Origin of the sequence: uncultured Methanobrevibacter sp. (assembly GCF_902764455.1) — an archaeon.
Taxonomy (GTDB): Archaea; Methanobacteriota; Methanobacteria; order Methanobacteriales; family Methanobacteriaceae; genus Methanocatella.
Genome location: NZ_CACWVY010000018.1, coordinates 78,229 through 100,152, shown reverse-complemented (window position 1 = coordinate 100,152; position 21,924 = coordinate 78,229). Strand labels below are relative to the sequence as shown.

26 protein-coding genes and 1 pseudogene are annotated in these 21,924 nt (G+C 33.1%); 2 read left to right on the top strand and 25 right to left on the bottom strand.

Annotated elements, in window-relative coordinates:
* Positions 1 to 129: 129 nt before the first annotated feature.
* The 6 genes from rbr (QZU75_RS07475) to QZU75_RS07450 all read right to left on the bottom strand — a co-directional run bounded on the left by rbr (QZU75_RS07475) (position 130) and on the right by QZU75_RS07450 (position 7,176).
* A complete protein-coding gene (gene rbr, locus QZU75_RS07475; RefSeq protein ID WP_296882698.1) occupies positions 130 to 675 on the bottom strand; it encodes a rubrerythrin in 546 nt (181 codons plus the stop codon).
* 92 nt (positions 676 to 767) lie between these two features.
* The gene (rbr, locus tag QZU75_RS07470) at positions 768 to 1,313 is read right to left on the bottom strand and encodes a rubrerythrin (RefSeq protein ID WP_296882696.1); all 546 of its coding nucleotides are present in this window, start codon (positions 1,311 to 1,313) and stop codon (positions 768 to 770) included.
* 274 nt (positions 1,314 to 1,587) lie between these two features.
* Positions 1,588 to 2,559, bottom strand: coding sequence for a methenyltetrahydromethanopterin cyclohydrolase (gene mch / locus QZU75_RS07465; RefSeq protein ID WP_296882694.1), 972 nt, complete (start codon positions 2,557 to 2,559; stop codon positions 1,588 to 1,590).
* 115 nt (positions 2,560 to 2,674) lie between these two features.
* The gene (locus QZU75_RS07460; RefSeq protein WP_296882692.1) at positions 2,675 to 4,492 is read right to left on the bottom strand and encodes a hypothetical protein; all 1,818 of its coding nucleotides are present in this window, start codon (positions 4,490 to 4,492) and stop codon (positions 2,675 to 2,677) included.
* 100 nt (positions 4,493 to 4,592) lie between these two features.
* Entirely contained in the window at positions 4,593 to 5,879 is a 1,287-nt protein-coding gene (locus QZU75_RS07455; protein WP_296882691.1) for an O-acetylhomoserine aminocarboxypropyltransferase/cysteine synthase family protein, read from the bottom strand.
* 148 nt (positions 5,880 to 6,027) lie between these two features.
* A complete protein-coding gene (locus tag QZU75_RS07450) occupies positions 6,028 to 7,176 on the bottom strand; it encodes an aldo/keto reductase (RefSeq protein ID WP_296882689.1) in 1,149 nt (382 codons plus the stop codon).
* 64 nt (positions 7,177 to 7,240) lie between these two features.
* Between QZU75_RS07450 and QZU75_RS07445 the strand changes: the two genes are divergently transcribed.
* On the top strand, positions 7,241 to 7,837 hold the full coding sequence (locus QZU75_RS07445; protein WP_296882687.1) for an NAD(P)H-binding protein: 597 nt from the start codon (positions 7,241 to 7,243) through the stop codon (positions 7,835 to 7,837).
* Positions 7,838 to 8,854 carry an ATPase gene (locus QZU75_RS07440; protein WP_296882685.1) on the top strand — a complete coding sequence of 339 codons (1,017 nt, stop codon included), beginning with the start codon at positions 7,838 to 7,840 and terminating at the stop codon, positions 8,852 to 8,854. It begins immediately after the preceding gene.
* A gap of 193 nt (positions 8,855 to 9,047) precedes the next feature.
* On the opposite strand, the gene argH is transcribed toward QZU75_RS07440, so the two are convergent.
* The 19 genes and pseudogenes from argH to endA form a co-directional block, all read right to left on the bottom strand.
* The gene (argH, locus tag QZU75_RS07435) at positions 9,048 to 10,469 is read right to left on the bottom strand and encodes an argininosuccinate lyase (protein WP_296882683.1); all 1,422 of its coding nucleotides are present in this window, start codon (positions 10,467 to 10,469) and stop codon (positions 9,048 to 9,050) included.
* 70 nt (positions 10,470 to 10,539) lie between these two features.
* Complete coding sequence (locus tag QZU75_RS07430) at positions 10,540 to 10,692, bottom strand: 30S ribosomal protein S27ae (RefSeq protein WP_067042875.1); 153 nt, start codon at positions 10,690 to 10,692, stop codon at positions 10,540 to 10,542.
* A 9-nt stretch (positions 10,693 to 10,701) separates the two neighbouring features.
* Positions 10,702 to 11,019 (bottom strand): 30S ribosomal protein S24e, encoded by a 318-nt coding sequence (locus QZU75_RS07425; protein ID WP_296882681.1) that lies wholly within the window; start codon positions 11,017 to 11,019, stop codon positions 10,702 to 10,704.
* Positions 11,020 to 11,038: 19 nt separating this feature from the next.
* Positions 11,039 to 11,548, bottom strand: a complete 510-nt coding sequence (locus tag QZU75_RS07420) for a GTP-dependent dephospho-CoA kinase family protein (RefSeq protein WP_296882679.1) — start codon at positions 11,546 to 11,548, stop codon at positions 11,039 to 11,041.
* Between the two features lie 10 nt (positions 11,549 to 11,558).
* Positions 11,559 to 11,735, bottom strand: coding sequence for a transcription elongation factor subunit Spt4 (gene spt4 / locus QZU75_RS07415; RefSeq protein WP_296882677.1), 177 nt, complete (start codon positions 11,733 to 11,735; stop codon positions 11,559 to 11,561).
* 2 nt (positions 11,736 to 11,737) lie between these two features.
* A complete protein-coding gene (locus tag QZU75_RS07410; protein WP_296882676.1) occupies positions 11,738 to 12,316 on the bottom strand; it encodes a DNA-directed RNA polymerase in 579 nt (192 codons plus the stop codon).
* Positions 12,317 to 12,352: 36 nt separating this feature from the next.
* Positions 12,353 to 12,745 (bottom strand): PIN domain-containing protein, encoded by a 393-nt coding sequence (locus QZU75_RS07405; protein ID WP_296882675.1) that lies wholly within the window; start codon positions 12,743 to 12,745, stop codon positions 12,353 to 12,355.
* 10 nt (positions 12,746 to 12,755) lie between these two features.
* Entirely contained in the window at positions 12,756 to 13,970 is a 1,215-nt protein-coding gene (locus tag QZU75_RS07400) for a translation initiation factor IF-2 subunit gamma (protein ID WP_296882673.1), read from the bottom strand.
* Positions 13,971 to 14,032: 62 nt separating this feature from the next.
* Complete coding sequence (locus QZU75_RS07395) at positions 14,033 to 14,416, bottom strand: 30S ribosomal protein S6e (RefSeq protein WP_296882672.1); 384 nt, start codon at positions 14,414 to 14,416, stop codon at positions 14,033 to 14,035.
* Between the two features lie 35 nt (positions 14,417 to 14,451).
* Positions 14,452 to 16,242: a translation initiation factor IF-2 gene (gene infB / locus QZU75_RS07390; protein ID WP_296882670.1), complete on the bottom strand. Its 1,791-nt coding sequence runs from the start codon at positions 16,240 to 16,242 to the stop codon at positions 14,452 to 14,454.
* A 38-nt stretch (positions 16,243 to 16,280) separates the two neighbouring features.
* Positions 16,281 to 16,679 (bottom strand): nucleoside-diphosphate kinase, encoded by a 399-nt coding sequence (gene ndk, locus QZU75_RS07385; RefSeq protein WP_296882668.1) that lies wholly within the window; start codon positions 16,677 to 16,679, stop codon positions 16,281 to 16,283.
* Positions 16,676 to 16,837, bottom strand: a complete 162-nt coding sequence (locus QZU75_RS07380) for a 50S ribosomal protein L24e (protein WP_292608826.1) — start codon at positions 16,835 to 16,837, stop codon at positions 16,676 to 16,678. Before QZU75_RS07380 ends, ndk begins: the two co-directional genes overlap by 4 nt.
* A gap of 13 nt (positions 16,838 to 16,850) precedes the next feature.
* Positions 16,851 to 17,057, bottom strand: coding sequence for a 30S ribosomal protein S28e (locus QZU75_RS07375; RefSeq protein ID WP_116669816.1), 207 nt, complete (start codon positions 17,055 to 17,057; stop codon positions 16,851 to 16,853).
* Positions 17,058 to 17,091: 34 nt separating this feature from the next.
* Positions 17,092 to 17,446 (bottom strand): annotated as a pseudogene (locus QZU75_RS07370) (ribosomal L7Ae/L30e/S12e/Gadd45 family protein).
* A gap of 435 nt (positions 17,447 to 17,881) precedes the next feature.
* Positions 17,882 to 18,082 carry a histone family protein gene (locus QZU75_RS07365; protein WP_292747296.1) on the bottom strand — a complete coding sequence of 67 codons (201 nt, stop codon included), beginning with the start codon at positions 18,080 to 18,082 and terminating at the stop codon, positions 17,882 to 17,884.
* 258 nt (positions 18,083 to 18,340) lie between these two features.
* A complete protein-coding gene (gene thrC, locus QZU75_RS07360; RefSeq protein WP_296882666.1) occupies positions 18,341 to 19,537 on the bottom strand; it encodes a threonine synthase in 1,197 nt (398 codons plus the stop codon).
* 31 nt (positions 19,538 to 19,568) lie between these two features.
* Positions 19,569 to 20,183, bottom strand: a complete 615-nt coding sequence (locus tag QZU75_RS07355) for a stage II sporulation protein M (protein ID WP_296882664.1) — start codon at positions 20,181 to 20,183, stop codon at positions 19,569 to 19,571.
* Positions 20,183 to 21,280 carry a tryptophan--tRNA ligase gene (locus QZU75_RS07350; RefSeq protein ID WP_394350235.1) on the bottom strand — a complete coding sequence of 366 codons (1,098 nt, stop codon included), beginning with the start codon at positions 21,278 to 21,280 and terminating at the stop codon, positions 20,183 to 20,185. The genes QZU75_RS07355 and QZU75_RS07350 overlap by 1 nt, the downstream gene beginning before the upstream one ends.
* Before the next feature lie 98 nt (positions 21,281 to 21,378).
* The gene (gene endA / locus QZU75_RS07345; protein ID WP_296882660.1) at positions 21,379 to 21,894 is read right to left on the bottom strand and encodes a tRNA-intron lyase; all 516 of its coding nucleotides are present in this window, start codon (positions 21,892 to 21,894) and stop codon (positions 21,379 to 21,381) included.
* Between the last annotated feature and the right edge of the window lie 30 nt (positions 21,895 to 21,924).

The window sequence follows — 21,924 nt, the reverse complement described above, 5'->3', positions numbered from 1 at the left end:
TGAAGAAAGAGATAAAAAGAAATATTATCATAAAAAATGCAAATCAAATATCCAAGACAGCTTTTAAAAAATCAAAAAATCTTAGCTTGACAGCATTGAAAAAAAAAAGAAAAATAAGAAAAAAAGAATCTAGATGTAACTAGTATCCTGTTTTCTAAAGTGTGCTTGTGGGTGATCGCATAATGGGCAAACTTCAGGAGCTTCTTTACCATAATGGATGTATCCACAATTGTTACATTTCCATGCGATTTCTTCGTCTTTTTTGAATACTTTATCAGCTTTAATTTTATCAGATAATGCATTGTATCTGTCTTCGTGTGCTTTTTCGGTAGCACCTGCAGCATCGAATAAGTCTGCTATATCATCAAAGCCTTCTTCACGTGCAGTTTCTGCAAATCCTTTATACATGGAAGTCCATTCTTCGTGTTCACCTGCTGCTGCATCTGCAAGATTGCTTAAAGTGTCAGGTACTTTTCCACCATTCAATAATTTAAACCAAATTTTTGCATGTTCTTTTTCATTGTCTGATGATTCCTGGAAAATTTCTTTTATTTCCACATAACCGTCTTTTTTAGCTTGAGAAGCGTAAAATTCATATTTTACACGTGCTTGAGATTCACCAGCAAGTGCTGCTTTTAAATTTTCTTCAGTTTTTGATCCTTTTAAATCTGCCATAATATCAACCTCTAAATTAAAATATATTTTAAAAGACTATTTAAATATTTGGTGAGTAGTTAGTAACTAAAAAAAAATAAAAAAAAGAGAGCTTATTTAAAGTTAGTAGCTCTTTCTTCGAAATGTGCTTTAGGAAGTCCACATACAGGACATTTTTCAGGAGCGTTAGGTCCTGAGAAAACAAATCCACAGTTTTCACATTTCCATTCAATTTCTTCTTCTTTGTTGAATACAGTATCGTTTTCAACGTTAGCAAGTAAGGTTCTGTATCTTTCTTCGTGTTCTTTTTCGATTGCACCTACTTTTTCAAATAAGAATGCAATCATTGGGAAACCTTCTTCTTTAGCAGTTTCTGCGAATTCTTTGTACATAGCAGTCCATTCTTCGTTTTCACCATCTGCTGCTGCATTTAAGTTTTCAATAGTGTCTGGAATTTCTTCATCATGTAAAAGTTTATACCAGATTTTTGCATGTTCTCTTTCGTTTTTGGAAGTTTCCATGAAAATATCGTGGATTTGAACATATCCTTCTTCTTTTGCTTTTGCAGCAAAGTATTGGTATTTAGTATGTGCCTGGGACTCACCAGCAAAAGCTGCTTGTAAGTTTGCTTCGGTTTTTGTACCTTTTAAATCTGCCATTTTATACATCTCCATAATTAATAATTTAAATAGTTATTCTATATAGAATGATAAAATATATATCAATTATCATTTAAAAATTTATTGAAAAATTTTTAAAATTAAGTAGATAACATACATGAAATACTAAAATTCACCTAAAGCCACATTTTACCTATTGCTCAATTCTAACAAAAAAAAAACATCACATTTAGGGTTAATGATAATTTTAGTTTAATAATATTTAATATAAAGTGAAAATTTTAAAAAAAAGAAAGAAAGAATAGAATTAACTCTATTCATCAACACCGAAGGATTTTTTAAGTAAATCTGCGTTAACAAATCCTTCTTTGTAAATTTTACCAGTAGTTAAATCATTGATTACTACTTCTGCAGGAGCGAACATTCCTTTATCAATTTGGTAGAAGTCAAATCCTGCTTCTTTGAATACATCGAAGAATGGTTTACCATACCCATCAGCAGCGGAAGATGGTAATTGAGCAGCTACATTAGCAATGTCATCGCCTTCTTCAGATTCAACATAGTAGTAAGTTCTTCCACCGAATAAAACTGCATCATTGGTTTTACCCATAGCTTTAAGTCCGTCCGGGTCAACAGGTGCGATTGGTGCAATACCTGCAGCATGTTTAACTTTGGTTACATCGAATTTAATAAATTCTAACATTTTATAGGTTCCGTTTTCAACAACTCTTCCGGAAATTTGGATAGATCCAACTAAAGAAGAAGTAGGAGCTACAAGCAAGTAGACATCTTTAACATCAACATCACATTCTTCAGCAATGTATTCTGCTACATCTTCACCAGGCAATACATCAGCTTCTAAAGTTAAGATTGCTAAATCAGCACCTTTGTCATCATATCCGATTTCTTCATATGTTTCTGCTGGTTTTAATGCAATAGCTCTAGCAGGACCAGAACCTAATGCAAAGAAGTCACCTACAGAAACAGACCAACCTGCTTTTTGAGAACCTAATGTTGAAATAGAAGGTGAGTCAGTTTTAATTTTTACTGAAGGAAGTGCGAATTTTTCAGATAAATCTCCAGGAATTGAAATTCCAACATCTGCAAGTCCACCAAGACAAACTTTAGTATAAAGTTCTCCTGCTTTAAAACTTCCGTCTACATTAACACCACAGTCAATAACAGTAGCACCATTACCTAAAGTTTCAACAGCAATGTTTAATTCATCTGCTTTTTCAATCATTACATCTACGGTTTTTTTAGCTTCTACGTTTACACTTACCATAGTTTAACCTCATTTAAAAATTTAAATCATAACATTAAAGTTATTGATTAAAAATTTAGTTTTATTATTATTTATATTTGCCTAAATGAATTTTAAAAAAAGATAGTAAAAATTATTATAATTTGAAATCAAAATCATTGACAAATTCTTCATCGGCAATATTCAGGAGAGCTTTTTTTCTAATCTCTAAAGGAAAGCTTTCATCACAGACAATAGCTTTAAACTTTTCCTGATTTTCTTTGTTGTCAATTTCATCCAATCTTATATTGAAAAGCAGTTTTTCAATCCTTCCGCATGCCTCATTTCTGACGAAATAGTTAAAGTCATTATTTGAGATTTCTTTTAAAGTGTCAATATCTGAAATGTCATTTACTTGAGATATGCGGTCTTGCCAACTTGCCAGATCATCCAGCGTATCTTGGGCAACTCTTGAAATATCCTCATCACCGCACATAATCAACTTGTCCAAAACAGTAAGACTATCGAGAGATTTTATATCATCAAAAAGAGTGTTTAACCTTTTTTGAGCTATTTTATTTGTCAAATCGTTACTTGAAGCAATTTTTTTTAAAACTGCAACATCGTTAAGCCTGGATGTAGCAATACATCTTATTTTAATATCCCCATCAGCCAATGCAATTTGCTTTAATGCATTCTCATAAGGCAAATCAGATAGGGATTTTCTTATGGAATGTATGAAATTATAGAGCAGCCGGTCAGCTTTAATTTTTTTAAGTGCAGCAAACCTAATATTTTTTTCAAATCTGAAATCTGCTATTTCAATCAAAATATTGCGATTATCTATTGCACCAATCGCTTCAATGCAAATTTCCTCATCATTTTCCGTTAATGCAATTTTGTGTAACAAATTTTCGGAATTTTTTAAATTTGCAATTCTTTTTACTGCTTCAAAACGTAATCTATAGTCATCGCAAGTGGATAATTCCTCCAAAAATTCCAAATCATTTATTTTTGAGATTGCATTAACAGTACCCTCACAATAGTTCGGATTTTTACTTATATATTCCATTAAAACATTCTGGTTTTCAATTTTGGATATGGCTTCAAGAAGAATTTGCTCACCGGAGTGTGTTTTAATTAAATTTTCCAAAATCGCCTGATTGTTGAAGTTTTTATTTTTAACTGCAAATGCCATTATATTATCATCGGATTCATTTGAAATTAGTTTTTCCAGGAATTCTTCATCTTCAATAAACAGCACATCAACTAAGCGTTTATAATCATCATTTGAATTAAAAAAATCATTTAAAAAGTAGTCGTTAGTTTTAAAGTTAATATTTTCTGATATCTCACCAAGATATGGGCATATGGATTTTTTATAGATAATTTTAACTAAGCGGCCGCAGTTTTCAATCTTATAAATCGCCATCAGCCGGTTAAATTCATTTTTATCATTGACAATAATTTTAAAAATAGTGTCAATGTCATTTAAGTTCTGATTTGAAATGGCTTCAAGTCTAATAAACTCACTTGAATTATTAAGGGCAAAATCAGCTAAAATTTTCTCATCGGTTATGTTTTTAACAGCTTCTTTTATAATTTCATCATCACTGCGGTTGTATGCAACTTCAATAATTGCTTCTTGTGAAATCAAATCTGCTTTTTGAAATGCGGTTTTTAAAACATATATATCAGGGTCATTTAATATGATTTTTTCTAAAAGCAAAGACATTTCCATGTCATCCAATAATGATTCATCCAATATTCTGCTTAAAATAGCCATACGAATACGGGAATCGGGATTATATAAACATTCATCCAAAAGGAAATCCATATCTTTAATTTGATGAATTGCAGATATGCGGACGTTAATTGCATCGTCACCATTAATAATATCTTTCAGCATATCCTCATCACAGATATTTTCAAAAGTATCACTGTGGAGATGCATGTCATCATTATTTTTAGCCAAAAATACATTTAAATTATTGTTTGACCATTCACTAATATGAATTCCACCTGAATAATTATGTTTGAAAACCTGTTTTTTAAAAAAAAATGGGATAAAATGATTAAATTTTATCCAATGCCTGATCAACGTCAGCCAAAATATCCTCAATATCCTCAATACCGACAGAGAACCTGATTAAATCCGGAGTTACGCCAGTAGACAATTGCTGTTCTTCGGACAATTGAGAATGGGTTGTGGATGCAGGATGGGTAACTAATGATTTTGCATCACCGATGTTGGCTAAAAATGAAATCAGCTCAACATTTTCAATGAATTTTAAAGCACCGTCATAACCTGCCTTAAGACCGAATGAAACAATTCCACCGTAACCTTTTTCCGCATATTTTTTAGCAACTTCATGGTTAGGGGAAGATTCAAGACCGGAATAGGTTACCCAAGCCACTTTAGGATGAGCTTCAAGATGTTTTGCAACAGCCATTGCATTTGAAGCGTGCCTTTCTATCCTTAAGCCTAATGTTTCAAGACCCTGCATAAGTAAAAATGAATTGAAAGGAGATGGAACAGCACCTGTGTCCCTTCCGACAACAGCCCTAATTCTTGTTGTAAATGCAGCGCCTTTAAAAGTTTCAGCAAATATCAGTCCATTATATGTTGCATCAGGTTCTGATAATGTAGGGAACTTGCCGTTCATCCAGTCAAAGTCACCTTTTTCAATGACAATTCCGCCAAGAGTAGTTCCATGACCTCCAATGTATTTGGTTGCAGATGAAGCAATAATATCTGCACCATGGTCAAACGGTCTTACAGAACCAATACCTACAGTATTATCTGCTATCAAAGGAATATTGTGTGAATGTGCAATTTCAGCAAGTCTGTCAAAGTCAGGAATATCCAGTTTCGGATTTCCAATTGATTCGACATAAATCGCTTTAGTTTTATCATTTATAGCTTCTTCAAACAGTTCAGGTGATTGTGAGTCAACAAATGTTACTGTACGACCTAATTCCTCTAAAGTATTTTCAAATAATTCGTATGTTCCACCATAAAGGTTATCAGCAGAAACAATATTATCTCCCACTTGAGTCAGGTTGATTATTGCATAAAATATTGCTGACATTCCTGAAGCTGTTGCATAAGCAGCAGTTCCTCCCTCAATAGCTGCCATTCTTTTTTCAAAAGCTTCTGTAGTAGGGTTTGTTAATCTTGTGTAAATGTTTCCCCCTTCCTTAAGTGCAAATCTGTTTGCAGCCTGTTCGGATGATTCGAATACATAAGATGTTGTCTGATAGATAGGTGTTACTCTTGAACCGGTCTCGTCAACTTCTTCCTGACCTGCATGAACACCAATTGTTGATATATTTTTTTTGTTTTTAATTTCATACGCCATAATAATCACATAATAGTTATGTAAAAATTAATATTTAAAGTTAAATAAGAATAGAAATGCTTTTGTATGAAAAAAAATAGTAAAATTGCTATTGAAATTAATTTATATTTATTTTAAAAAAAATGAAATAATTAAAGTGGGAAATTTCTTAAAATCCGAACAGATCCTGTGCATCCAACATTACATCAACAATGTGAACATTGAACGGGCATCTTGGCTCACAGTCCCCACATGCAATGCATTCTGTTGCATTGTATTTTAAGTTATTATAATGCTCCTGAACACTTGCCGGAACTTCATCACGGTTTTTTGCAAGGTCAAACAGTTTGTTTACCATAGCTATATCTATTCCTGAAGTACAAGGCTGGCAATGACCGCAGTAGGTGCATTGGCCTTCAAAAGAATGTTTTGGAGCGTTCTTTAAAACTTCAGAATAATCTTTTTCTGCATCTGTTGCAGTGCAATATTTTAATGATTCTTCTAGCTCTTCAGGTGTTTTTACACCTACAAAAATACTTGAAACACCTTTTTGTTCTAAGGCATAATGGATACACTGGACAGGTGTCAGACCAACTCCGAATGGAGATGTTTCATCTGAAAGCAAATTTCCTCCTGCAAAACCTTTCATTACTGTTAATGCAGTCCCGTTTTTCTCACATAATTCATAGAGTTCTGCTCTTTGAGGATTGATTCCTGACAAATCATTGGAGTATGCATCTTCCTTTCTGTATTCTTCAATATCCTCCATTGCTCCAAACATGTCATAGGCAGGATTTATAGAAAACATCAGAAGCTCAATTTCAGGATTTTGTGCTGCCAAAAGACCAATGTCAGGGTTGTGGGTACTTAATCCTATATGTTCTATTGTTCCTTCAGCTTTCAGTTTGCGAACATATTCGATAAATGGACCGTTCATTATTTCATTATAATCATCCAGCTGGTCTACATAGTGAATCATTCCAAAGTCAAGGACATCAATTTGAAAACGTTCCATAAAATCTTCAAAAGCAGGAATTACCTTATCCATATCCCTTGTTCTTACATACTGTTCGTTTTGCCAGGTTGATCCTATATGTCCCTGAATAACCCAGTTTTCACGATTGCCCTTGATTGCACGGCCCAAATGTGAGCGCACATCAGGTTCACTCATCCAGCAGTCAACAAGATTAATCCCATTCTCTTCACAAGCTTTAATTAGCTCTTCTGTATCTTCATAAGGCCTTTCAACAAGAAATTCTGCACCAAATGCAATTTCAGACACTTCAATACCAGTACTACCTAACTTTCTATATTCCATCTTCTAACCTCAAGTTAATATATGGTTAAACAGATACTAATAATTATAGAAAAATGGTGAGAAAATGAATATAGCAATTATCGGTGCAACAGGTAAATTCGGAAGATATTTGACAACAAAATTACTTGCAATTCCTGATTATCAATTAATTTTACTTTCAAAATCAGCCGAATCCCTTTATGAGAACAGTTACAGAGCAACTGCAAAAAGCATAGATGCAACCAATCAAAAAGATTTAAAAAATACCATAAAAGATGCAGACATTGTTTTTAGTGCAGTTTCAGGTCCTGACCAGGCCGCTATAGCAAGAAATCTTGTAAACATCAAACCTAAAAGGCTGATTTATATGACAGTTGTTGGAATTTACAATGAACTTGGTGAAGGCAACGGGGCAGAATATAATGTGGAAAATGAAATGGAGCAGATTCCAAATAGAAATGCAGTTGCAATTATAGAGGACAGTGCCCTGGATTATACCATTTTAAGGTCAGGATATCTTGTATTTGAAAATGAAGAGGATTATGTGATAACCAAAAAAGGTGAAACACCTAAAGGATACATTTCAACAATGACCTCAATTGCAAAAATAACACTGGACATAATTAAAGATACAAAGCGGTATTCACGTGAAAGCATCAGCATTACAAAAGATATGAGTTAAATGTACGATAAAGAATTTATTTTAAAGGAAGTTAATCAGATAAGAGAAGAAATTGGCCATGACAAGGTCAATATCTTTATTGAAAAACTTTACTTTAACGAAAAGACCAACGAACTGTGGATTATAACAGAAGACCGTCCAGACAAATCTGCAATAATCGGAAAAGGAGGATGGGTGGTTGGAAAGCTAAGGGAGAAATTAGGCCTTGAAAGCATACATGTTGAAAGCTATGGGGATTTTTTAAACAAGGAATATAAGCTTAAACTATCCAAAAAAACCGTTGAAAATTTAGATATGAATAGTGTGGCTTTAAATAATCTGAAAAAAGCAATAGGCGACAAATTAGATAATATTTACAGCTTTAATTTTGAGGACTATTTTGAAAACAACGAGTTTGAAGAGTCTGAAAATACCGAAGCTGTCGTTGCCCTTTCCGGAGGAGTTGACAGCAGTTTTTCACTTATTTTAGCTAAAAAATTAGGTTTTAATCCTATTGCTGTTACTGTTGATCCCGGAACCATAATCCTTCCAAAGCAGTTTAAGCAGAATATTGAAAATCTGACAGGACTGCTGAATGTTAATCATGAATATATCAAAGCAGATTATTCCGAAGTTATCAAAGAATCCTTTACAGGTAAAGTCCACCCCTGCGGAAGATGTTCCAAAAATACTTCAGAACTTGTAAAGGAATATGCAAAAAGTAAAGAAATTCCTATAATCATCTTTGGAGATATGCTTGCAACCGGCAGCCAATGCATTAATTTGCAGGACGATTCATTATATCGCCTGAACCTTCCGGCAAGTTTAAGTGTCGCCAAACAGGAGATTAAATCCTTAATCAGAAAGTATAATTTAAAAGAGTTTAAAGGATTTGGCTGTCCGCTTCTTTATGAAGTTCACAAAAAATTCCCTTATCTGAAGAAATTTTCCATCCAGAGAATACTTAGAGAAACCCGTTCAAGTGCACTTGAACCCGGTGAAGCGCTTGATTTAATTTGGAGTTTCTATAAAACTTAAAATAAGAATTGATTTGTGAGATAGAATAGGAGCTGAGCCTACTTATGAATTCATTTGAATGTATTAATAAGTATCCTATTATATCTCTTTACAAATCATGCGGCTATAATCAGATGATTACATCCACAATTATAATTTGTTTTCAGAGTATATAAATTTTAGGTATGCCTAAAATAAAAAGTATAAGGAATATTTAAATTCCTTTTTTCTCAAATTCATCATTTAAAAATACTTTGATATTATTTCTTGCGATTTCAACCATTTCAGGAGCAGGTCCTCCAGGAACAGCCCTAATTCTCACATTTTCAGCAGGATTTAAAGCTCTTTGAATCAAATCATCATCCAAGTTCAATTCATCAAAACCCAATTCAACTGCAATATCATCAATGAATCTGGAAGTGATATCCTCTTCAGCCATATCATTGGAAATAGCTTCATTAACAATTCTTCCAACAATTTTGTGAGCGGTTCTGAAAGGTATTTTTTTCTCACGAACCATAATATCTGCCAAATCTGTAGCAGTGGCAAAGTTTTTACCTGCAAGTTCAGCACATCTGTCAACTTTAAATTCTACAGAAAGCAACATTTTAGTTACAATTGACAATGTTTCCTGAGTCACTTTTACTGCATTCCATAAATGAGGAGTAATTTCCTGTAAATCCCTGTTGTATGTGTATGGAATAGCCTTAAGAATTGTTAATATAGTGATTAATTCCCCTGTTGCAATGCTGGTTTTTCCCCTTGCAAGTTCAGCTACATCAGGATTTTTCTTTTGCGGCATAATAGAAGAAGTTGATGAATATTCATCAGCCATATCAATAACACCAAATTCATAAGTGCTCCATAAAACAAGCTCTTCACAAATTTTGGCAAGTGTTGAAGAAAGAGAAACCAAATCAAAGACTGTTTCAGTGATAAAGTCTCTTGCTGAAACTCCATCCATAGAATTTTCAAGATAAGCATCAAAACCAAGCAAATCAGTTGTTAATTGCCTGTTGATTGGAAAACTGGTAGTTGCCATAGCTGCAGAACCCAACGGATTTAAGTTAACACGTTTATATGTGTCTTCCAAACGTTCATAATCCCTTTTAAGTGCTTGGACATGTGCCATTAAATGATGAGCTATTGTAATTGGCTGAGCATGCTGCAAGTGTGTAAAACCAATAAAAATATCTTCCAAATGCTCTCCAGCCATTTCAACTAATCCTTCTATAAATTCCAAAATACCTATCTGAATTTCTTCAATCATTTCCCTTAAAACTAATCTGACATCACATGCAACCTGGTCATTACGGGATTTTGCAGTATGCATAAAACCGGCTTCAGGACCAATTTTAGAAGTTACATAATTTTCGATTGCCATGTGAACATCTTCAACGGAAGGATCAAAAACCAAAGCCTCATAACCCTCTTCCTTAAGATTATCAAGAGCACATAAAATTTTATCTGCAATTTCTGCATCAATTATTCCTTCATGCTTTAGCATTGAAGTGTGTGCAAAATTAGTTTTAATATCAGCTTCAAAAAGAAGCATGTCCGCTTCAAGAGATGAAGTATATTCAGCTGCTTCATCAGTCATTCCAGTTTTAAAACGACCATTTCTAATATTATCCAAAAAAATCCCTTCTAAAAAATCAGTTAAAAATAAAAATAAATAAAAAAAAGAAATAAAGATTTAAACAATCTTATTTTTTCATTTCAGTGTATCCGCATTTACCACAAGCAACTCTGTCACCATGGTCAGCCATGAATACACCTTCACCGCAACGAGGACAAATTTGGTTTTTTCTAACAATTTTGTCTCCATCTACTTCATATAAATCAGATTTTCTTACCATACTAATCACCTATTCTTCGTCTGCTTCTTCTTCTGCAGGTTCTTCTTCAGGTTCTGCGTTTTTAGCTAAAACATGTTCAGTTTCAATGTATTTTAAATCATCAACAGTGGCATAAACTTTAGCATAACCTAAAGCTTTAGGTTCACCGTAGTGTGGTTGTACATTGTCGACTACGACTAATTCTTTTTTAGCATTTAATAAAGCAACTAATTTAGATTTGATATCTAAAACTTTAGGAGTTGCTTCTCCATCATAATCAACATAAAATTTAATTTCTTTTCTGTTAAATAATTTATTTTCTTTTTCTTCAATAAATTCAATTTCCATGATTAAACCTCGGTTCAATTTATTCTTTAATAAATCCGTTAATAAGCTTTTTAGCTTTATTTACTAAATCACCAGCTTTTAAAAGCACCAATCCTTCATTTGGTTGACCATATAATATTATGGTTTCAGGATCTGCCATGATGATGCAAGGAAGAACTGCAAGATCTTCTTCCCCTGCTACTTCAATTACATAACATTCGCCTTTGTTAGATAATTCAAGAGCTTGGCCTATGGTTTCCCATAGATCATCAGTGATACATCCTGCCGGATTATCGGCATTTAAAATGTGATTTGCACGTATAATATCATGAGTATGATTTTTTCTTTGAATAAGATTATCGATTATACCAATATTAGGGTATATTTCATTTTTTGTAAGATTTTCAAAAGTTGCATCTCCAACAGAAATTAAAAACTCAGAAGATTTAATTTCATCAATAGCATCTTCAAAGTTAGGATATAATTTACCTAACGGCTTTTTAAGCTCAGCTATTATATCTTTATTTAATTCTGCATCTAATTTTAACACTTAAAACCCTCTATCTTACTCTTAAACAATATTCTCCAGGAATTGTAATATTTAATTCGCGAGCTAATTCTGATTCTTCAGGATCGGTTATGATTAAAAGTCCACTCCAATTGTCAGAAGTAGGGTTTCCGCAACTAGGACAATGTTCTTTATTTGAAATCATTTTACAAACAGTACATGCTCTCATTATTAAGCACTCCTACTTTTTTCTTTTGCTTCTTCAATCCATTCAAATCTGCCTAAATTGGTTTGCCTCATAGTAAGGGCAATTTTTGAATTTTTAACGTTATCTCTATTATTAGTTGAATCATCTTTAATAGAAATACTAACAGCTCTGGTTCTAACTAAGTCTCCTTGATTTAAACTTTTGTTAGATTCTTTTGCATTTAATATTCCACGTTTAGAATCATAAGTTAAATAATCATCGGTAACTTGGGAAACATGTATCAATCCTTCCATAGTTCCAATGCTTACAAATGCACCGTATTCAACTACATCTGTAACAACACCCATAAATATTTCTTGTTGTTCAGGTTTAAAGAATATAGCTTCGAAAACAACATTATGATATGAAGCTCCATCACCCATAATGAGTCTGCCTTCACTAATTTCTTCAATACCGTTAACACAGATAAGTAAACCAAGTTTTTTATCTAAACGTCCTTCATAGGTTTTGTTTAAAGTTTTGATAGCAACTTCTTCAAGAGGCTTATCGAATTCATAAGGTGGAATTCTTACAGTATCCTCGATTTTTGTTTTATAATACAAGATAATCCCTCATTTAATTAATAAGTTTAATTAATATTATATTTTGCCTTCAACAGCAATATATTTTTTTTGCCTTAAATATGCAACTGTAATTCCTTTATCTTTTGCACGATTTTTCAATTCAATATCATTTGTAGCTAATACTTCTGAAACTCTAAGTAACGCATCATCCACAGTTTCATTTTCTAATAATGAAATATCCTTTATTTCAATTTTTGAAGAATTAGCTAATTTCAAGGCCAAATTTGCATTTAACCTTGTTTTTCCTTTAGTATTACGTTTCAAACCCTTCAATTCATTGATAACAAAGCTTGGAGTAGTTAATCTATAAGAAGGTAATAAATTTTCAAGTTCAGTGATGATATCCACATTGAACTGAAAAGGAACCATAAAAAAATTGGTATCTATTACAACTTCTTTAGAGTTCATTATTTGCCCTCTATTTAATAATACCGTAACCTATTAATCTCCAACGAGCCCCAACTCTACGACTTAAAGCTACCCTATCACCAGGGCTTGCGCAGACAGGCAATTTAAGAGTAACATCAACGACATTTTTCTTAGTTGAGGTAACTACACCAATAGTAGTTGTTGTACCACAATTAATCATTAATGGCTCTTTAATTTTAATTGGAGCAACATCACGTTCTTCTTTAGTACCTACAACACGGTCAAGCAAATTAGCTTCCATAGTGAAAGCATCCAATACTTCAGGTAAAGTACCTTCTTCACCAGCAACAGTTCCAGATAATGAATCTGATTTGGTTAATGATGGATCCAATTTAGTTGCAATACCCACAAGTCCTCCAGGACCTATTTCTTCAACTTGTTCTCCGTTTGCTTCAAGGCCGATAATTTCAGATTTTAAGGTGAGTCTTTCACCATTATTAGTAGGACCAGGTCTTATTTCAATGGTATCTCCAAGTTTAAATTTACCTTGGACCAAAGTTCCACCAATAACTCCTCCTTTAATTTTATCAGCACCAGAACCCGGTTTATTGATATCAAATGATCTTGCTACATGCATTAATGCAGTGTCATCAATATTCCTTTCCGGAGGTTGAATTTGTTTAAGCATTGTTTCTATTAAAATATCTACATTTGCACCTTGTTGAGCAGATACTGGTATTATTAAAGCATCTTCAGCACAAGTACCTTTAACAAATTCCTTAATTTCATTATAACTTTCAATAGCTCTTTCTTTTGATACAATATCAATTTTGTTTTGAACTACAATAACATCCTTAACACCGATAACATCAAGTGCCATGAGATGTTCTTTAGTTTGTGGTTGTGGACAAGACTCATTTGCAGCAATTACTAACACTGCACCATCCATAATTGCGGCACCAGATAACATAGTTGCCATAAGAGTTTCGTGACCTGGAGCATCAACAAAAGACACTTTTCTGATTAATTCGGTTTCGCTCCCACAGATTTCACATTTTTCAGAAGTAGTGTAACATTCAGGTTCATCGCATTCAGGACATTTTCTAAATTCAATGTCTGCATAACCTAAACGGATTGAAATACCTCTTTTTGTTTCCTCACTGTGAGTATCAGTCCAAATTCCAGATAATGCTTTTGTAAGAGTTGTTTTACCATGGTCTACATGACCAACCAAACCTATGTTAACATCTGACTGTACATTCACAGATAACCACCTTTTTATTAATTTTCATTCGACTTAAAAGTAAAATAAGAAAAATAGTAAAACTATTCTTCCTCTTCTTCATCAGCACCAAGAATATCAGCTATTGATTTGCTTCCAGCTTTAGTAACTACAGTGTTGATTTGCACAATATCTTCAGCAATAGTGTTTCCTCTTACGGTTTTTCTTCTTTTAACACCATCTGCTTTAGGATGATAACCGATACCGCCAGTTAATAAACTTTTGATTCTTCTAGTACCAGTAACATCTTTTTTCATGGTAAAACCGTTTTTGTCACTACCACCGGTAATTTTTAAAGTGTAACCATCTAAACCGACAATTCCACCATCAAATTCATCACCGATAACTAAACCGTTTAAAGCTTTAGTTTCATCGATTTCAACTTGATAAGATTCAGCTTTATCTGACACAACTACTTTGAATGCCATGGTATTCCTCCTTTAATTTTTTTAACCCTTATTTATTATTCAAAAAGACCAAATTGACCCCAATCAGGATCTTGTTTACGTTTAATTTCAACAAATTCATATAAAGTTTCAAATTCATCTTCTGTTAATTTATCCTTAAATTCTCTTTCAATGAATTTATAATGTTTTTCGGGAACATCAACATATAATTCGTCCCCTTCATCAAAGTGTTTTCCAACAATAGCGTCCTTAATAGCCATAGCCACCCTTTGACCTCTTGGAATGCTAGGTAATGTTTCTCCCTTATCTTCCATACTGGCTATTACACCAACATATTCGCCATTTTTATTAATTAAAGTTTGACCCTGTTTAATTGTACCGCTTAATGATTCGATACCAATAATTGCAGGTTTACTTTGGCGGAAAACAAGTTTTGGCAATGACATGAATTTTGCAGGCTTAATAATAGCATCATAGAATGCTTTCTTCTTAGCTTGCTCCATTTCATCAATCCAAGCTTCATATTCTTCAATAATTTGATAAATTACATCTCCTTTGAAGAGCTTAACATCTGAATTATTAAGATCTTCTAAAGAATTAGGATGAACATCCACATTAAAAGCAATGATTGCACCATGTGCATCATCTTCATTTAAAGCAATAGATGAATTAATTATATCTCTGCGATTTACATCTCCTATGTTAGCTTCACGAATAGGAATCTGTAAATCTTTCAATAATTTTACAATAGCTTCAAGAGAACCTAATGTATCAGCTTTAACCAAAATACCCTCATCTTCGGTACTTATTGTAATATCTTCAATTTCTTTTAGAATTTCTTCTTCAACGTTTTCCTCATCACTCAATACTCTAAGCGGAGAACCTGAAATAACATCATCTAAATTAGGAGCAGCTATCTTAATACCTGCAGCTGCAACCACTTCATCGAATTTTTGGAATTTCTTTTTGGAATCCCTCATTTCCTCCAATGGAAGCGGTCTTAAAATAGATCTGATTTTTGTGGTTAATACTTCATTTGAAGAAGTCATTAAAGCTATTTCATCATTAGTTCTTAAAACACCATCATAAATAATACTATCAATAGTAAGACCCAATCCTGTTTCTTCTTTGATTTCTAAAACAGTACCTTTAGCCGGAGCATCCTCATCAATTTCAAGCTGCTCTGTTAAATATTCCTGAGCAAGACCCAATAGCATTGCTAAAACTTCAATAATTCCTTCACCTGTTCTTGCACTGATAGGAATAATTGTAATCTGTGAAGCGAAGTTGCTTACCCTGTCGAATCTTTCAGACTGGAAACCCTCTTTGTGAAGTGTACCTACAATTTCATAGACTTTGGTGTCCAATTCCTGCTGAACACTAGGAGCCTGTTGTGAGAAAGATTCTTTAAATGAAACACCTTCATGTGCTTCCCAACCGAAAATCATATCGATTTTATTTGCCACAACAATGAAAGGAGTCTTATACATTTTAAGGATATTCAATGCCTCAAATGTTTGAGGTTTAAATCCTTCATTAATATCAAGAATCAATACTGCTAAATCAGCCAGTGCACCACCACGTTTTCTTAAACTGGTGAATGCTGCGTGACCTGGAGTATCAATGAAAAATAGTCCTGGAATTAAATCTTTGATAGTTAATCTTGAGATAAAATTTCCACATATCTCTTCAATAGTATCGTTTGGAATTTCAGTAGCACCAATATGTTGAGTAATACCTCCTGCTTCCCTATCAGCAACGGTACTGCCTCTAATATAATCTAATAAGGTTGTCTTACCATGGTCTACATGACCTAAAACGGATACAATTGGGGATCTAATTTTCATGTTATCTTTTATTTATAATAAATTATCTAAATTTAAATTTATTCGTAAATTAAATCATTGTCAACGATTTTGTAATCGCAAATTTCATCTTCATTAAAGAAAAGAGCAATTTCTCTTTCAGCAGATTCAGGAGCATCTGAAGCATGAATAATGTTTCTACCGGTATCCATACCAAAGTCTCCTCTGATAGTTCCAAGGTCTGCTTCCAAAGGATTAGTTGCACCAACTAATTTCCTGATAGTAGTAATAGCTTCTTCACCTTCAATTACCATAGCTAATGATGGGGATGAAGTGATGTATTCTACTAAAGTTGGGAAAAATGGTTTTTCAGCATGTTCTCCATAATGAGTTTTTGCTAAATCTTCATCAATTTGAATTAATTTACAAGCAACGATTTGAAGACCTTTTTCTTCAAAACCAAAACTTTTTTGAATCATTCTTTAACCCATTTAACTTTTCTTGGAACTCTTCCGAGTTTAATCATATTTTTTTCACATTTACTGCTACAAAAGAAATATATTGATCCATCTTTTTTAACGTACATTTTTCCTGTACCTTCTTCAATTTCTTTACTACAGAATGAACAAGTTCTCATGTTGTTACACCTTCTATGGAGTCTTAATTTCCTTAGCTTCTCTAATTGTATCAAGTAACATTAAGATGTCGCCTTCTCTTACAGGGCCCATAATGTTTCTTGTTAAAATTCTTCCTTTATCTCTACCATCAAGGATTCTGCATTTAATTTGCATTACTTCCCCAGTCATTCCAGTTCTTTTTAAAACTTCAATGACTTCAGCAGGAGTTCCTTCTTCCATTTTATCACCGTAAAAATCCATTAAAAGAATTTATTTATTCTTTTAATTCAGCAACTTTTTCTACGATTTCACTAACAGCAGCTTCAGCATCACCAGCGTCTACAATACATGCAGATGCGGTACCAACAGTTAATCCAGCAGCTCCACCAACTTGTTCTTTGGTAGGTAAGTATACGTAAGGAATTTCTTTTTCATCAGCTAATACAGGAATGTGTGCAACGATTTCAGCAGGATCTACGTCTTCTGCGATAAGTTACTTCGTTAGTACCTTTTGCTACTTTACCAGTAGCTTGTGCGGTTTCTAATGCTTCTTCAGCTTGTTTAGCTAATTCTTCAGGTGTGTCAAATTTTACATAAATGTTTGCCATAAAATATACCTCCTTTTTCATCTGGCTATGCCATCCATCGGCAGATATTATAATTCTTTTGAATCATAATATAATGTAATTATATATAGTTATATTATTTTTTAACTATAGAAATTACTCAAATTATTCAATAAGTGAATAATTTAATATAGTTTTTAATAATACTAATTCTTGAACAATTCATATATCACTAAATATAATCCCATAAATAAAAAACAGAGACTTTCAATACAAATACTTCTGAATTTCATATAATTTTTAGCAAAACTAAAAATAAAAATTTAGTAATTAATGAAATAATTCTAGAGAACTAGACATTATTAAATTGGTTCGCCTAGTATATAAATGTTTGTAAAAATAGGCCAAAATTAAAAATAAATTGACTTAAAAATAGAAATTAAATAAAAAGTGTAAAAGAGATAGTAATAAAATTACTATCCATGCTTATCAACAAATCTATTTGATTGCTAATTTTACATCTTCTGCTTTTACAGTTTTTCTACCAGCGTGACGTGCAAAGCCTACAGCTTTAGCAGCAATATCGTTACCGTAGTCTTCGATAGCTTCGGTTAAAGCAACTTTTGCGTCATCACTTACTCTTTGTGCACCAGCATTTTTTAAGATTCTTCCTACAGGAGCTATTGGTAATTCACTCATTATTTCACCTCATTAATTTGTTAATAAATAATTTAAATTTGCTTATATATAAATATATTGGTTTAATAGTGTTGATTTTTAATAAGTACAACACTAAAAAGCAAAACTTATTATCATGAAAATCAGTAGTATTATCTTTAAAAATGTTTTTCATACAATACTTTAAACATTAAAAGTACAAATTTAGTTCGAAATAATAAGAATTAAAAAGAAAATTTAAAATTAAAAAAAATTAAAATAATGAAATTAATGGAAATCCTATTTATTCATCAGGATTTTCCTTAAAGTATCAATATCAGCATCTACCTGTGTTGGTTGAGTACATGCATCAATTGCAGTATTTGGATCTTTAAGTAAGTGTCCGGTAACAACGCAAGTGATTGTTTCACCCTTGTCAACAACACCCTGATCAACAAGTTTTTTAAGACCTGCAATAGATGCTGCTGAAGCAGGTTCAACACCAATACCTTCAGTTCTTGCAAGCAATTTTTGAGCATCGAGGATTTCATCATCAGTTACAGTTTCAGAGTAACCATTTGAATCGTAAATTGCATTTAGCGCTTTGATGTCACTTACAGGAGCACCAATACGGATAGCAGTTGCAATAGTTTCCGGATTTTCAACAGGAACTACTCTTTTATCTCCTTTTTTAAATGCATTAGTGACAGGGCATGCACCTTCAGCCTGAATACCAGTCATCATAGGCAAATCCTTAATGAATCCTGCATCATAGAACTCTTTTACTCCTTTCCAGATAGCAGAAATGTTTCCTGCATTTCCAACAGGCAAGATTATCCTGTCCGGAGCTTGCCAGCCTAAATCACGGACGATTTCATACCCAATGGTTTTTTGTCCTTCCAATCTGTACGGATTGATAGAATTTAATAAATAAAGATGTTTTTCCAATGCAAGTGCGGTCATTGCTTCTAAAGCTTCATCAAAGTTTCCGTTAATGGACATTACTTCTGCACCATGGAACATAGCCTGAGCCAATTTACCCAGTGCAACTTTTCCGGAAGGTAAAAATACAATGCATCTTAGGCCTGCACGGGCAGCATATGCGGAAAGTGAAGCTGAGGTGTTACCTGTAGAAGCACATCCTACAGTATGTACTCCAAGTTCCATAGCTTTGGTCATTCCAACAGTCATTCCCCTGTCTTTGAAACTGCCTGTAGGGTTTGAACCTTCCACTTTAACATAGAGGTTTACTCCAAGTTCTTCTCCTAATTTGTCACATTTGCAAAATGGAGTTCCACCTTCATCAAGAGAAACAATTTTGCTTTCATCAACTGGAATGCATTCTTTAAATTTCCATAAATTATCTCTCCTTCCGTCAAAGATATCTTTGGAAACATCAATTTCATTAACTAGTTCAAGTACTGATCCACACTTTTCACAAGTATAGATTACTTCGTCATCGTCATATTCTTGTCCACATGAAACACATCTTATCATAAAATCACATTTATTATTTTTTTATTGTATATTATAAAAATTTAATTATAAATTCGGCAATCGGAAGCGTGAAATAAACCTCAATAATTCCGGCAATCACCATTAAAATTGAAGCTATTGCAAAAATCATGATAGCTTGCTTTAGCTTTTTTGAACTTGCATTATAGGAATTTTTCAAACTCACAACGACTGAATCACTTTTATCAAACCATAATGTCTTTAAAAATATGAAAAGGAAATTAAACAATATCATTCCGCTTGCACAAGCCAGAATAATTGAGGAAAACTCAAAAATCCCGTGAGGAATTATCATAAGCAATACGCTGACAATATTCTCGGCAGTGCCTACATAATAGCCTACGAAAAATCCGTTGAAGGCCAGCATGACTAATGAAAAGCAGCAGGCAACTCCAAAGACAAACATTTGAAATATAATTCTTAAGTTATTGAAAAATATATCTGCAAATGTTAATGTAATAACGCCTGACTGGACTTTCTGAGTTAAATCATCAACAACTGGATTGAAATAACTGTAAAGGTAAGGTTCTAAAACATAACCTAAAATCAATGAAGCGAAAAGTATTGCCGCAGAAAGACAAATGGCCAACTTGTTTTCACTGAAAGCTGATTTAATCTCATCAATCATTATATCAATGTTTTAGCAATTTCACGGGCTTCAACTTGCTTATCATGCAAATCATCGAAGAACTTTTCCATTAACTCGGCGGTTCTGACCTTACAGTCTCCGCAACGAAGGGTTCCGTTTAGACATTCAGTTCTGATTTTTTTAAGCTCTTCATCATCATCAATCAGGTGGTAGAGCAACATTTCATATATCACGCATTTATCTACTTCCCCACCTAATTCCTGTTGTTCTTTTAAGCTTTCTCTTCCGCCAGTTTTTGCGGATTTGACTTTTTTAACAACCTCTTTAGTATCATCATTAAGATAAATTGCAGTGTTCGGTTTTGAACTGCTCATCTTATCTCCAGTCAAACCTGTCAGGAATCTGTGATATGTAGATGCAGGAGTTAAAAATCCTAATTCTTCATGAAGTTTCTGGGCAATATCTCTTGTAAGTCTTATATGAGGATCCTGGTCAATACCTACAGGTACAACAACCTTTTTAGGACCTCCAAATTCTTCAATCTGCGGAAGCAAAATGTCTGCAACCTGTACCAGAGGAGCCTGAATATGGGCAATATTGGTTGAAGGAGTAAATCCATAAATAGCCTTCAACTGACTGAAATTGGTTTTGCTGGATGCTTTAAATGATAAATCCTGCAGCAATTTATTTTGAGACTGAAGATAAACATTGACATTGTCTTTTTCAAGGTCCAAACCCAATGCAATCCAATTTGTCAGATATTCATCAACAGCAATCTGGCGGCCTTTTTCAAAACTCATGCCTCTTGCAGCATAGGATTCCAAATCAGCAATAGGTAAAGACAGCATTGCACCTTTTTGCTGATACCATATCAATTGGTCAACAACCATTTTATGGCCAATATGCATTTGTCCACTTGGCATCATACCAGTTACAACTGCAAAATCTTTATTTTGTTTAATTAAGTTATTTATCTCATTAAATTCTCTGTGACCGAAAATAACTCCCCTTTTCATTAATCTTGGAGGGTTTTCAATGTCATCTATTATGTCTGAAACTTTACCAATACCAAACTGATTAACCAACTTGTCATAATCCAGGCTGAATGATGCCCATGGATCAATTAAATTTTCCACATTATCACCTATACACATCTTAAATTAATAATACTCTCAAGAATTATAATAGTAAATATAAAAGTATATTGAAATATGATGGCTTTCTTTAATTTAAATTAAGGTCTGGTCCATTCAACATTATAGTATGTAATATCAAAATCATCATCGACAATAGCCAAAAGAAGTTTCTTGTTTACACCGTGAGAAACCCTGACATAACTTGCAAAATCCAAAGCCTCAATACTATAATTTTCATAAATAATTTTAACCAAATAATCTGAGTGACCCTGACCAGGGGACCTTCCCCTGTCATATAATCTAAATTCAGAACCATATTTAAATCCGGTCTTTATAATGTATCCACGATCTTTTAAATCACGATAAACAATATATTTTGCATAGTTATTTTGTTCTTTTAAAAGATCAATCAAATAACCGATGCTGCATTCAATATCATCTTCATAAATGTCCAGACGCCCTTTTTCCAATAAATAGCATGCTTCAATTAAAGAAAGATTTAAACAATCAGCTTCAATTTTACCGAATTTACTTTTCTCATGCAAAGCAATTGGTCTTTTACTACCTTCTTCAATTTTAATTGAAACAATTTCATCAGATAAATTACCGCGCATTAAAACACCTAAAAAGAAATAAATTATATT